At 71.2% G+C, this 12,106-nt stretch carries 11 protein-coding genes; 7 read left to right on the top strand and 4 right to left on the bottom strand.

Translation table 11 applies throughout. The annotated features are described in order from the left end of the window. Positions 1-56: 56 nt before the first annotated feature. Genes ACFT41_RS27265 through ACFT41_RS27250 form a run of 4 tightly spaced genes read right to left on the bottom strand, consistent with a single transcriptional unit; the run spans position 57 to position 6,171 of the window. Positions 57-1,421: an ABC transporter substrate-binding protein gene (locus ACFT41_RS27265; protein ID WP_377614025.1), complete on the bottom strand. Its 1,365-nt coding sequence runs from the start codon at positions 1,419-1,421 to the stop codon at positions 57-59. Positions 1,422-1,461: 40 nt separating this feature from the next. Next, positions 1,462-2,814, bottom strand: a complete 1,353-nt coding sequence (locus tag ACFT41_RS27260; protein WP_377589072.1) for a condensation domain-containing protein — start codon at positions 2,812-2,814, stop codon at positions 1,462-1,464. Positions 2,815-2,872: 58 nt separating this feature from the next. Further along, the gene (locus ACFT41_RS27255; RefSeq protein WP_377589074.1) at positions 2,873-4,396 is read right to left on the bottom strand and encodes a 4-hydroxyphenylacetate 3-hydroxylase family protein; all 1,524 of its coding nucleotides are present in this window, start codon (positions 4,394-4,396) and stop codon (positions 2,873-2,875) included. After that, positions 4,393-6,171 carry an amino acid adenylation domain-containing protein gene (locus tag ACFT41_RS27250; protein ID WP_377589076.1) on the bottom strand — a complete coding sequence of 593 codons (1,779 nt, stop codon included), beginning with the start codon at positions 6,169-6,171 and terminating at the stop codon, positions 4,393-4,395. Before ACFT41_RS27250 ends, ACFT41_RS27255 begins: the two co-directional genes overlap by 4 nt. Positions 6,172-6,416: 245 nt before the next feature. On the opposite strand from ACFT41_RS27250, the gene ACFT41_RS27245 reads away from it, so the two are divergent. From ACFT41_RS27245 to ACFT41_RS27215, 7 genes are all read left to right on the top strand, one after another. After that, positions 6,417-7,595 (top strand): acyl-CoA dehydrogenase family protein, encoded by a 1,179-nt coding sequence (locus ACFT41_RS27245; protein WP_377589077.1) that lies wholly within the window; start codon positions 6,417-6,419, stop codon positions 7,593-7,595. A gap of 17 nt (positions 7,596-7,612) precedes the next feature. After that, a complete protein-coding gene (locus ACFT41_RS27240) occupies positions 7,613-8,032 on the top strand; it encodes an SgcJ/EcaC family oxidoreductase (RefSeq protein WP_377589078.1) in 420 nt (139 codons plus the stop codon). A gap of 33 nt (positions 8,033-8,065) precedes the next feature. Continuing rightward, positions 8,066-8,758, top strand: a complete 693-nt coding sequence (locus ACFT41_RS27235; RefSeq protein ID WP_377589079.1) for an O-methyltransferase — start codon at positions 8,066-8,068, stop codon at positions 8,756-8,758. Positions 8,759-8,831: 73 nt separating this feature from the next. Continuing rightward, entirely contained in the window at positions 8,832-9,743 is a 912-nt protein-coding gene (locus tag ACFT41_RS27230) for an acetylating acetaldehyde dehydrogenase (RefSeq protein WP_377589080.1), read from the top strand. After that, positions 9,740-10,789, top strand: coding sequence for a 4-hydroxy-2-oxovalerate aldolase (gene dmpG, locus ACFT41_RS27225; RefSeq protein WP_377589081.1), 1,050 nt, complete (start codon positions 9,740-9,742; stop codon positions 10,787-10,789). The genes ACFT41_RS27230 and dmpG overlap by 4 nt, the downstream gene beginning before the upstream one ends. Then, on the top strand, positions 10,786-11,802 hold the full coding sequence (locus ACFT41_RS27220; RefSeq protein ID WP_377589082.1) for a beta-ketoacyl-ACP synthase III: 1,017 nt from the start codon (positions 10,786-10,788) through the stop codon (positions 11,800-11,802). The genes dmpG and ACFT41_RS27220 overlap by 4 nt, the downstream gene beginning before the upstream one ends. Positions 11,803-11,832: 30 nt before the next feature. Beyond that, positions 11,833-12,063: an acyl carrier protein gene (locus tag ACFT41_RS27215; protein ID WP_377589083.1), complete on the top strand. Its 231-nt coding sequence runs from the start codon at positions 11,833-11,835 to the stop codon at positions 12,061-12,063. The last annotated feature ends 43 nt before the right edge of the window (positions 12,064-12,106 follow it).

The raw sequence follows: 12,106 nt of genomic DNA, 5'->3' as shown, positions 1-12,106 counted from the left end.
GGGCCGCATCGACCAGGTCGATGCGGCCCTCGCGGGTTGGGACGGGCAACGGTGACTCAGTCCGCCCTGAGTTCGGCCGGCGTCCGCGGCGGGTCGGCGAGGGCCGCGGCGTTGTGCCGGTCCAGCGCCGCCTGGGCCTGCTCGGTGGCGGCCCGCAGCCGGATCGCCGGGTCGGCGCCGTTGCGGATGACGTCCTCGATCGCCTTGGTGAGCGCCAGGTTGATGTTGCTGAAGTTGCCGAGCGCCGCGCCGGCGGCCGCGGGCGTGTCGGCGGCGCTCGCGACCTGCTCGGCGGCGGCGCGGAAGCCGGGGAACGGCTCGGCCCAGGTGCCGGCCATCGCGTGCCGGTACGCCGTCTCGGTGATCGGCAGCGAGGTCATCGGGTTCGGGTCGTCGTCCAGGCGGGCGATCGCGTGCTGCGGGTTGAGCTGGTGCTGCAGGTAGGCCAGCGCACCGTCCCGCCGCCGCTCGGGCAGGCCGGCGGCGAGGAAGAAGGAGCCGCCGCCCAGGACGCCGCCGGGAGAGGACCGTGCGTCACGGCGGGGGAGCCCACCGGCGACGAGCTCGAAGCCGGCACCCCGGGCCATGTCGGGCAGGATTTTCGCGACGGCCGTGGTGGTGACCGCGAACGCGACCTCCTGCCGGAGGAACGCCTGCATCGCGGTGACGTAGTGCATCTCCTCGGTGGGCAGGTAGAAGCCGCTGTCGTGCAGATGCTTCCACCACCGTACGTAGTCGAGCAGCTCGGGGGAGTCGAGCCGGACCCGGGTCGACCGGCCGGTGCGGCCGTTGCCGTTGTCGCTGAGCAGCCCGCCCTGCCCGGCGAGCTCCATGTGGATGAGCCAGCTGTAGTTCGGCCAGGTGACGGCATGCCCGGGCCCGTCCGGGAGCTTGGCGACGGCCGCGCAGGCAGCCGTGAGTTCCTGCCAGGTCTGCGGCATCCGGGTGACGCCGGCGGCGTCGAGCATGGCCTTGTTGCCGCACAGGATGTTGCTCGACACGAAGGTCGGCATGGAGACCAGCTCGCCGCCGACGCTGTAGTGCCGGCGCACGGCGGGCAGCAGGTCGTCGACCACGACCGGCTCACCGAGGATCTTGGCCCGGCCCGCGATGGCCCGCTCGACCGGCACGAAGTACGGCTCTCCGTCGGCGGCCCGGGTGTCCAGCGCCGTCTGCGTCGACAGCGAGTAGTACTCCGCGATGTCCGGCGGGTTGCCCGCCGCGACAGCGTTGGCGACCTCCTCCGGCAGCAGGTGCGCCTCGATCTTGCGGGTGCGGACCTGATGCTGCGGGTGGGCCCGGTTGAACGACTCGGCGGCCTGGGCCAGCGGATCGCCGTGGCCCTGCAGGACGTCGCCGGGGCTGACCGCGAGCCACACCTCAATGGTGACCGGCTCGTCGGTCGCGTTCGAGTCTGCCATGGAATCCCCTCGGGATGCGGTGACGGGTGTCAGGTCGGTGTTACGCGCGCTTCCACGGCTGGCCGGGGTCGTCGGCCATCGCGAGCAGCCGGTCGATGAAGTCCGTGCCCCAACGTTCGATCGTGCTCGCATCGACCGCGTCGGGCTCGTACTCGACGGCGCACCGCAGCTCGCCCGGCGGCACGACGCGGAAGTTCCACTTGAACGCCCCGCGCAGGAACGTGCCGGGCAGCTCCTCCGGCGGATGCACCTGCTCGAAGCTGACGGTGAACTTCGTCTCGTCCCCGGCGACCGGCACGCTGATGTAGTTGAAGCCGGGCACCAGGGCCCGCGGGTCGCCGACGGCCTCCAGCAGGCCCGGGAACATCCCGAGGATCAGCCCGATCGGAAGCTGGTGCTGCAGGGCCTCCGCGCTCGCCTTGCGGGCCAGGCGCATGAGGTCCAGATAGGTCGTGCAGTCCGCGAACCGCAGGCGGACCGGAACCAGGTCGGCGAACAGCCCGATGGTGTCGTAGAACGCCCGGGCCGGCCGGCCACTGCTCACCGTCAGCAGGGTGATGTCGGTACGGCCCGACGCCTCCTCCGTGAACGCCATGACGGAGGCCAGCAGGACATGCCAGACGCTGCAGCGGTGCTTGGCCGCGCTCGCGGTGACGCGCGCGAAGCGCTCGGGGGCGAGTGCGAAGTTGCTGACCGCGCACTGCGGCGCCTGCGTGTCCGGCCCGTGCAGCCGGTCCGCGGGCACGGTGCACAGCTCGGCGCCGGCCAGGTTGTCCAGCCAGAAGCGGCGGGCGGCGGCGGCCTTCTCGCTCTGCAGGAACTCCTGCTGCCAGGTCGCGAACTCCCGGAACGGGGCCGGGGCCGGCAGTGTGTGCGGGATGCCGGTCGCCCGGGCCCGGTAGCACACCGCGAGCTCGCGCTGGAGGATGCCGGCCGACCAGCCGTCGATGTAGAGGTGGTGCACGAGCAGGGTGAGTACCGCGTCGTGGTCGTCGAAGCGGTGGAGGGTGGCCACCACCGACGGGGTGAGGGTGTAGGGCATCCCCTCGGTGGCCAGGAGGTTGGCCAGGTCGACGGCGATCTCGTCGCGGGACCGGCCGGGCTTCGCCACAGCGTCCACCACGGTGAGTGGGACCGGCAGCGGCGGCAGGACCTCCTGGTACCCGAGGCTGCCATCCTCCTCGTCGTACTGGATCCGCGTGCGCAGCGCCTCGTGCCGCGTCACCACGTCCTCCAGCGCGCCCTTGAGACAGTCGACGCGCAACGGACCCTGGACGCGCAGCGTCAGCGCGAGGACGTCCTCCGGGGCGCGCGCCGCGCCGGTCGGGTCCTGTTGCCGGAGCGCCAACGGATACTGGCCGTCGGTGCGGGCGAGGTGTTTCGGCTGGCTCACGATGTTGCTCCATCTTCTCGGTTGAGGGGCGCTGCGGCGGTACCCCGGTCCGGTGCGCCTAGCGCGCGGGAATCTGCAGCGAGGCGAGGTCGGGGGCCTGCCAGCCGTCGAGGTCGTACTCGGCCAGGCAGCGCTCGACGAACTCGCGGTAGCCGTCGAGCTTCCCGTCGCCCATCTGGCCGCGCAGCAGCTCGATCCGGGTGTTCTCGTGGTTGCCGGAGTAGTTGCGCTCGTAGAGCTCGTGCCGCCCGCCGAACTCGGTGCCGACCGCGTCCCAGAGCAGCTTCATCACCTTCACCCGCTCGACCGCGTCCACGCCGTGCGAGCCGCGCAGGTAGGTGTCCAGGTACGGCCTGACCTCGTCGTGGCGGAAGTCCTTGGCGCTGGACGGCAGGTAGATCAGCCCGCTGGCGACGTCCTGGAGCACGATCTCCCGGACCCGGGCGTAGCCGACCTGGGAGAACCAGCGGTACGCCATGCAGTAGTCCGGGTTCGGCAGCACCGCGCCGTCGCGCCACGGAACCGGGTTGCGCGCCGCCGCGTCGGACAGCCCCCAGAACAGGTTCCGCCAGGCGAGGACCTCGCCGAGCCGGGTCTGCACGCCGTGGAAGTCGCCGGCGCCGGTGATGTCCAGGGCCTTGGCCAGCAGCCCGGCCATGAACTCGAGCTTCACCGCGAGCCGCGTGCAGCCGTGGAACATCGCCCGCTCGACGAAGCCCGAGTGCCCGCCGAACATGCCGACCTTGTCGACGTCGCCGTAGATGAAGACGTTCTCCCACGGAATCAGGACCTTGTCGAGCACCAGGATGGAGTCGTTCTCGTCCATACGCGACGACAGCGGATAGTCGAACGGGCTGCCGGTCCGCTCGGCTGCGGCGGCGTACGACTGGCGGCAGATCAGCTTCAGCCCCGCCGCGTCCATCGGCACCGTCGCCACGATCGCGAACTTGCGATCCTTGATCGGCAGGCCGGTGTGGGCGATGAAGTTGTAGTGCGTCAGCGCGGAGTTGGTGGCGACCACCTTCGCGCCGCTCACGATCACGCCGCTGTCGGTCTCCCGCTCGACGTGCACGAAGACGTCGCCGACCTGGTCCGGGGGCCGGTGCCGATCCACGGGTGGATGCACGATCGCGTGGTTCCAGTACAGGACCTTCTCCTGCGACTCCCGGTACCACCGCCGCGCGTTGTCGGCGAACGGGTTGTAGAAGGCGGCGTTGGCGCCGAGCGTGCCCAGCAGCGACGCCTTGTAGTCGGGGCTGCGCCCCATCCAGCCGTAGGTCAGGCGGGACCACGCCGCGATGGCCCGCTGGTCGCCGACCAGGTCGGCGGCGGTGTGCGGGGTGGTGAAGAAGCGGTGCGTGTAACCGCCCGGACCGCCGGCGTCGGTGGCGGTGGTCAGCACGTCGTGATGCTCCGGATCGTGCAGCGCGTCGTAGAGCCGTGCGATCATCCGCGCGGGGTTGCGAAACGCCGGATGCGTGGTGACGTCGGCGACCCGCTCGCCATGTAAGTAGATCTCCCGGTCGTCGCGGATGCTCTCGAGGTACTCGGCGCCGGTCAGCGGCCGGGTCTGCCCACTCATCGGGTGGCCACCGGCTCCTGCTTCGGGCCGCGCCGGGCGTCGATGTACGCCGTCAGCTGAGCGACGGTCGGAGAGTCGAACAGCGTGTTCATCGAGACCCCTACGCCGACGGCCGCCCCGATTCGGCTGCACAGCCGCATCGCCTGCAGCGACTGGCCACCGAGCTCGAAGAAGCTGTCGTCGATGCCGACGTCGGGTACCTCCAGCAGCGTGCTGAACAGCTCGCACAACATGTGCTCCAGCTGGGTCTGCGGCGCGCGTGAGGCGAGCACCTGCTCGAAGTCCGGCTCCGGCATCGCCGCGCGGTCCAGCTTGCCGTTCGCGGTCAGCGGCAGCGCGTCGAGCCGGACGAACACCGACGGCGTCATGTACCCGGGCAGCTTGGTCTTGGCGTGCGCGCGCAGCGCGGCCAGGTCGAGCCCGCCGGCCTCCGGCACCACGTAGCCGACCAGTTGCTTGTTGCCGTCCTCGCGCTCGTGCGCCAGGACGACGAACTGGGCCAGGCCCGGGTAGCCGGCCAGCGCCGCCTCCACCTCGGCCAGGTCGACGAGAAAGCCGAGGATCTTCACCTGGCTGTCCTCCCGGCCGGCGAACTCGATCACGCCCCCGGCGGTGCGGCGGGCCATGTCACCCGTGCGGTACATGCGGGACCCGGCCGGCCCGTGCGGGTCGGCCACGAACCGCGAGGCGGTCAGGGCCGGCTGGTCGAGGTAGCCGCGGGCGACGCCCTCACCGGCGAGGTAGATCTCGCCGACGTCACCGGCCGGCGCGGACGCGAGCCGCTCGTCGAGGATGTGGATCGTGATGCCGGTCAGTGCGTCGCCGATCGGCACGACCTTGCCGACCTCCGCGCCGCCGGTCAGCACGTGGTGCGTGGAGAACACCGAACCCTCCGTCGCGCCGTACATCGCGCGGATCACCAGGCCGGGGCAGGCCTCGAGCACCTGACGCACCGCCGTCGGCGCGATCACGTCACCGCCAGTGAGGACCTCGCGCAGGCCGCTCAGCGTCTGCGGGGCCTCCTCGGCGAGGACCCGGAACAGTCCGGCCGTCAGGTGCAGGCCGGTGATGCGGTACCGGGTGATCAGCTCGCGCAGCGACGCAGGCTCGATCCGCCCGGGCGGCGCGACGACGACCTGGCCGCCGTGCAGCAGCGGCATCCAGATCTCGTACGAAGACACGTCGAAGGCGTACGGCGCCAACAGCAGCACCCGCTCGTGCCGCTCGAACACCCACTGCGGGTCGCTGAGCAGCCGCACCAGCTCCTGCTGGGTCACCATGACACCCTTGGGCTGACCGGTGGATCCGGACGTGTGGATGACGTACGCCAGCTGACCCGGGTGGATGCGCACGCCCGGGTCGGTGGCCGGCTCGGCGACGACCTCCGAGTCGGTCACCGAGACGACCGGCACGCCCCCGGGCACACCGGCTGCGCGGGTCGCGTCGTCGACCAGCAGCACCACCGGCCCCGCGTTGTCCACGATCCACTGCCGCCGGTCGGCCGGGTCGGCCTCGTGGACCGGCAGGTACGACCCGCCGGCCTTGAGGATCGCCAGGAGCGCCACCACCAGATCGGCGGACCGCTCCATCAGTACCCCGACCCGGTCCTCCGGACCGACCCCGCGCCCGATGAGGTGATGGGCCAGCTGGTTGGCCCGCTGATCGAGCTCCTCGTACGTCAGGTCAACCCCGCTCGCGGCATCGGACACGGCTGCGGACTTCGGCGTCCGCGCGACCTGCTCGGCAAACCGGGCGGGAATCGAACATGCTGTCATGCCATTCTCCATCTGGCTCGGCACTTCCCGAACGTGCGTCGCACTCCTCATGCGATCGGGCGCGCATGCTCTGCAACATGCTGCTCGCGACCCAGGTCGGGCTCACCTTCGTCGTTGCTCGGCCCGGCCCGGCCCGCTCTCGCAACGTCGGAGATGAGGCCCGGCGCGTGTTGCCGCGAGCATGGTTGCTGATCGGGTGCTGCGGCTCCCGGTGACGATTGCTGAATTCGACTGGGAGGACGCCGGTGGTGACCGAGGTTGCGACGCGGGAGCAGTTGGTACGCCGTGCGGTCGAGGTAGGTCCCGTGCTGCGTCGTCACGCGGTGTGGCAGGAGCGGCATCGGCGGTTGCACGACGAGACAGTGGAGGCACTGGCGGCGGCGGGGGTTTTCCGGCTGCGGGTGCCGAAGCGGTACGGCGGCTTCGAGGCGGACACCCGGACGCTGGTCGAGGTGGCGACGCAGCTGGGGCGGGCGGACGGGTCGTCGTCGTGGGTGGCGTCCGTGTCGTGGATTCCCGGCTGGATGGCGTGCCTGTTCCCGGACGAGGTGCAGGACGAGGTGTTCGCGACACCCGACGTGCGGGTGTGCGGGACGCTGAGCCCGACGGCGTTCGCGAAGCCGGCCAAGGGCGGCGTGGTGCTGAACGGCAAGTGGGGCTTCATCAGCGGTGCCCTGCACAGTCACTGGCAGATCACCATCTCCGTGCTGGTCCCGGACGACGGGGACCCGTATCCGGTGGTGGCGCTGGTGCCGATGTCGGATCTGCACATCGTGGACGACTGGGCGACCGGCGGCCTGTGCGGCTCGGGCAGTGTGAGCACGGTGGCGAAGGACCTGTTCGTCCCGGACGCCCGCGTCCTGCCGTTGCCGGCGATCCTGCAGGGCCGGTCGGCGTCGAAGCGCAACGCCGAGGCCGAGATATACCGGGCGCCGCTGCTGCCGGTCGCGTCGGCATCGTCGGTCGGTACCGCGCTCGGCATCGCCAGCGGCGCCCGCGACGTATTCCTCAAGCGCCTCCCCGGCCGGAAGATCACCTACACCGGGTACGACAGCCAGCGTGACGCGCCGCTGACCCACCTGCAGGTCGCCCAGGCGACGCTCAAGGTCGACCAGGCGCAGTTCCACGCGCATCGGCTCGCCGACCTCGTCGACGCCAAGGGCGTCGAGGGCTCGGAGTGGAAGCTCGACGAGCGGGCGCGGGCCCGCGCGGACATGGGCGCGGTGTGCGGGCTGGCGCGCGAGGCGGTCGACATCCTCGCCGGCGCCAGCGGCGGGTCGTCGATGTATCTCGACGTACCGGTGCAGCGCTTCGCCCGTGACATCCAGGCGATCAACCTGCACGCGCTGATGCACCCGAACACGAACTTCGAACTGTACGGCCGCGCCCTGTGCGGGCTCGAACCCAACACCCTGTACATCTAGCCGGAAGCGAGCACGACATGACGTCGACCATCGCCCAGCCCACGCAGGCCGACATGGCCGCCATCGCCGCCCTCACCCAGCGCATGATCGCCGCCTGGGCGCACGGCGACGCCGAGACGATCGCGAACCTCTTCGTCGAGGACGGCACGATGATCCTCGCTGGCACGTACTGCGACAGCCGGACGAAAATCCTGGACTACTTCACCGATGCGTTCCAGAACCAGTACCGCGGCACCCAGGTGACCGGCCGGCCTGTCGGCAGCCGCTTCCTCGGCCCGGACGCGGGCGTGCTGCTGACCGCCGGCGGCGTCCTGGAGCCCGGTGAGACCGAGGTGTCGGACAAGCAGGCCATCCGCGCCTCGTGGACGGTCGTGCGGCGCGACGGCGAGTGGCGGCTGGCGGCGTACCAGAACACGCCTCGCGACGCCGTCGCCTGACGCGACCGCATCGCCGACCCGCGAGGAGAACCGGTGCTCGTGCACCTGACGCTGGACGAAGAGATCCAGCAGTACGTGATGGATGTGTCGCTGCGCGAGGATGACATCGCGCGTGAGCTGCGGATGGCCACGGTCTCGCAGGTGTTCGAGCACCGGATGGCGGTGGCACCGGAACAGGGGCAGCTGCTCGGCTTCCTCGTCGGCCTGACGTCCGCCACCACCGTCCTGGAGCTGGGCGTGTTCACCGGGTACAGCACGCTGGCCATGGCCCGCGTGCTCCCGCCCGGCGGCCGGGTCATCGCCTGCGACTACAACGAGGAGTGGGCCGCCATCGGGCGTCCGTTCTGGGAACGGGCCGGCGTCGCCGACCGCATCCAGCTCGAACTGCGTCCCGCGATCCAGACCCTGGACGCGCTGCTGGCCGACGGCCGGGCCGGCACGGTGGACTTCGCGTTCATCGACGCCGACAAGGAGAACTACCCCCTGTACTTCGAGCGCTGCCTCGAGCTGCTCCGGCCGGGCGGCCTCATGGTCATCGACAACGTGCTCCTGACCGGCAACGTGGCCCGGCCGGGCGAGAGCGATCCGGAGATCGACGCGATGCGCGCGCTGAACTCCGCACTGCGCCACGACAAGCGAGTCGAACTGAGCATGCTGCCTGTCTTCGACGGCCTCACGCTGGCCTACAAGACGGGCGCCCGACCGGACGGCCGGGACGCCCGGTGAACGCGACCCGTGTTTCCCGAACCGCCCAACCGCTGCTGCGGTCATGTACAGCCCGAAGCGTCAGGAGTGACGGATGAACCACCACGACTCCCGGAAGGCGGCCGGCCGGCTCTCCGTGGCGGTGCTCGGCGCCGGCCTCATCGGCGTCGACCTGGTAACGAAGGTCATACGCTCGGACCATCTCGACATGCGGCTGGTCGTGGGCCGGGACGAGGCCACCAAAGGCCTGCGGCAGGTGGCGCGGCTCGGCGTACCGGTCGCGGCCGACGGCATCCAGTCCCTGGTCGAGAGCGATCGGCCGTTCGACGTGGTCTTCGACGCCACGAGCGCGGCCTACCACGCCGAGCACGCCGAGAAGCTGCTGCCCTTCGGCACCCTGCTCGTCGACCTGACGCCCAGCCGTGTCGGGCAGATGGTCTTCCCCACCGTCAACCGGGCGGACATCGGGTCGTACCGGGACCTCAGCATGGTCAGCTGCGGCGGGCAGACGTCGGTGCCGATCCTGCACGCGATCGCGAAGACGCACGACATCGAGTACATCGAGGTCGTGACAACGGCGGCCACCTTGAGCATCGGCCACGGGACGCGGGTCAACCTCGATGAGTACGTGGACACCACGGCGGAGGCGGTCCGGACCTTCACCGGCGTCAGGGACGTCAAGGCCCTGGTCAACATCAGCCCGGCCAAGCCGTCGCCGACCTTCCGGGTCTCGATGGCACTGCTGGGCCGCAACCTCACCACCGAGTCGCTGCGCGAGGCGGTGACGGGTGCCGCCGACGGGATCCGGGCCTTCGCGGGCGGCTACGAGGTCAAGGCGTGCACCGTGAACGACGGCCAGGGCTTCGTCGCGGTGGAGGTCACCTCGTCCGGCGACCAGATCCCGCGGTTCGCCGGCAACCTCGACATCATCAACTCCGCCGCGATCCGGGTCGCGGAGCACTACGCGGCGGACCGGCTTTCGATGGCAGGCGTGGAGCATTCATGAGCGAGACAACCGGCCAGGACGTCGTCCAGGGCAAGCCGATCCAGATTCACGACCCGAGCCTGCGCGACGGCCACCACGCCGTGCGGCACAACCTCGACGCCGGGCAGCTGCGGGCGTATGCGGAGGCCGCCAACGCCGCGCGCATCCCCGTGGTCGAGGTCGGCCACGGCAACGGGCTGGGCGCCTCCTCGCTGCAGGTCGGACGGGCCCGGCTCAGCGACGACGAGATGCTGTCGATCACCCGCGAAGCGCTGACCGACAGCCAGCTGGCGGTCTTCCTGCTCCCGGGCTGGGGCACCACCGACGACATCAAGAACGCCATCGTGCACGGGGCCGATCTGGTGCGCATCGGCACCCACTGCACCGAGGGCACCCTCGCCGAACGCCACCTCGGCTTCCTGCGCGACGAGGGCGTCGAGGCGCACGCGGTGCTCCTCATGAGCCACATGGCCAAGCCGGAGCGGCTCGCCGAGGAGTGCGCGATGCTCGTCGGGTTCGGGGCCACCGGCGTGGGCATCATGGACTCCGCCGGGCACTACCTCCCGGCCGACGTCACCGAACGCATCCAGACCATCCGCTCCGCCGTCGACGTGCCGGTGATGTTCCACGGGCACAACAACCTCGGCATGGCCGTCGCGAACTCCATCGCGGCCGCCGACGCGGGCGCCGCCATCATCGACGCGTGCGCCCGGGGCTTCGGCGCCGGCGCCGGCAACACCCAGCTGGAGGTCCTCGTCCCGGTGCTGGAGCGGGTCGGCTACCGTACCGGCGTCGACCTGTACAAGCTGCTGGACGCCGCCGACCTCGCTGAGCGGGTGCTGATGCCGAAGCCGCCGGCCGTCGACTCGCTGTCCATCGTCAGCGGCCTGGCCGGGGTGTTCTCCGGGTTCAAGACGCCGGTGCTGGACATCGCCGCCCGGGAGGGCGTCGACCCGCGGGACGTGTTCTTCGAGCTCGGCCGCCGCCAGGTGGTCGCGGGCCAGGAGGACCTCATCCTGGACGTGGCGATGGCCCTGCGCGAGGCCCAGGGCGGGAGCCGGTCGTGACGAGCGCCGAGGCCGGGGCCGCGGTGATCTGCGGCCTCGGGCACTGGCTGCCGGCCCGCGTCGTCACCAACGCGGAGCTGTGCACCCGGCTCGACACGTCCGAGGAGTGGATCGTGCAGCGGACCGGGATCTCCCGCCGCCGCTGGGTCGGGCCGGGCGAGGCGACTTCCGACCTCGCCGTCGAGGCGGGCAAGGCCGCCCTCAAGTCCGCGGGCGGCGGCCCCGTCGACGCCGTCGTCCTGGCGACCACGACCCCGGACTACCGTTGCCCGGCCACCGCCCCCGAGGTCGCGGCGCGCCTCGGCCTCGGCGGCGTGGCGGCCCTCGACGTCTCCGCCGTGTGCTCCGGGTTCCTCTACGGCCTGGCGACCGCGGCCGGCTTCATCGCCGCCGGCGTGGCCGAGCGGGTCCTGCTGATCGCTGCGGACGCCTTCTCCACCCTGCTCAACCCGGACGACCGGACGACCCAGCCGTTGTTCGGTGACGGGGCCGGCGCCGTCGTGCTGCGCCGCGGCGCGGTCGGCGAGCCGGGCGCCATCGGTCCGCTGGTGCTCGGCAGCGACGGCGACCGCAGCGAACTCATCCTCGTGCAGGCCGGCGGCTCCCGGCACCCGATGTGGGGGCCGCCGGCCGGCGACTCGCAGTACTTCCAGATGCAGGGCCGCGAGGTGTACTGCCAGTCGACCCGCCGGATGGCCGAGGCGGCGACCGATGCGCTGGCCGCAGCCGGCTGGCGGCTCGGCGACATCGACCGGTTGATCGCCCACCAGGCGAACGCGCGGATCAGCGCCACGCTGGTCGAGCTGCTGGGCCTGCACCGGGACGTGGTGTTGCAGAACGTCGCCGAGGTCGGCAACACCGCCGCCGCCTCGATTCCGGTCCTGCTGGCCCAGGCGGCGCTGGCCGGAACCCTGCGGCCGGGCCAGCGGGTGCTGCTCACCGCGTTCGGTGGCGGCCTCACCTGGGGGGCCACCACGCTGACCTGGCCTGAGCTCGACATCCATGACGCGTAGGCATCCAGCTACCACCCCCGGAGGGGCGCAATGTACGAGATCCTGAAGACGATCATGGCGGAGAACCTGCTCCTGGACGCCGACGACGTGTACCCCGACGCGAGCCGGGAGGACGTGGGCATCGATTCGCTGGCCGTCGTCGAGCTGTCCCTGGCCTTGCGCAAGCGGTACGGCATCCACATCACCGACGAGGAGCTGCTCGAACTCGACACGGTGGCGGACATCGCCGAGCTCATGAGGCAACGGGGCGTCAAGGTGTGACGTCCGGCCGGCGGTGGTGCCCGGCTCCGACCGGTTCCGGCGG

The organism is Micromonospora sp. NPDC057141 (genome assembly GCF_042670805.1).
Lineage (GTDB): Bacteria > Actinomycetota > Actinomycetes > Mycobacteriales > Micromonosporaceae > Micromonospora.
Note: the sequence above shows the minus strand (reverse complement) of the source record. Positions and strands in the feature narration are given on the sequence as shown.

Excerpts from the sequence above, each read along its gene's own strand:
- ACFT41_RS27265 (WP_377614025.1), bottom strand. The coding sequence starts at position 1,421 with ATGGCAGACTCGAACGCGACCGACGAGCCGGTCACCATTGAGGTGTGG.
- ACFT41_RS27255 (WP_377589074.1), bottom strand. The coding sequence starts at position 4,396 with ATGAGTGGGCAGACCCGGCCGCTGACCGGCGCCGAGTACCTCGAGAGC.
- ACFT41_RS27250 (WP_377589076.1), bottom strand. The coding sequence starts at position 6,171 with ATGACAGCATGTTCGATTCCCGCCCGGTTTGCCGAGCAGGTCGCGCGG.
- ACFT41_RS27240 (WP_377589078.1), top strand. The coding sequence starts at position 7,613 with ATGACGTCGACCATCGCCCAGCCCACGCAGGCCGACATGGCCGCCATC.
- ACFT41_RS27230 (WP_377589080.1), top strand. The coding sequence starts at position 8,832 with ATGAACCACCACGACTCCCGGAAGGCGGCCGGCCGGCTCTCCGTGGCG.
- dmpG (WP_377589081.1), top strand. The coding sequence starts at position 9,740 with ATGAGCGAGACAACCGGCCAGGACGTCGTCCAGGGCAAGCCGATCCAG.
- ACFT41_RS27215 (WP_377589083.1), top strand. The coding sequence starts at position 11,833 with ATGTACGAGATCCTGAAGACGATCATGGCGGAGAACCTGCTCCTGGAC.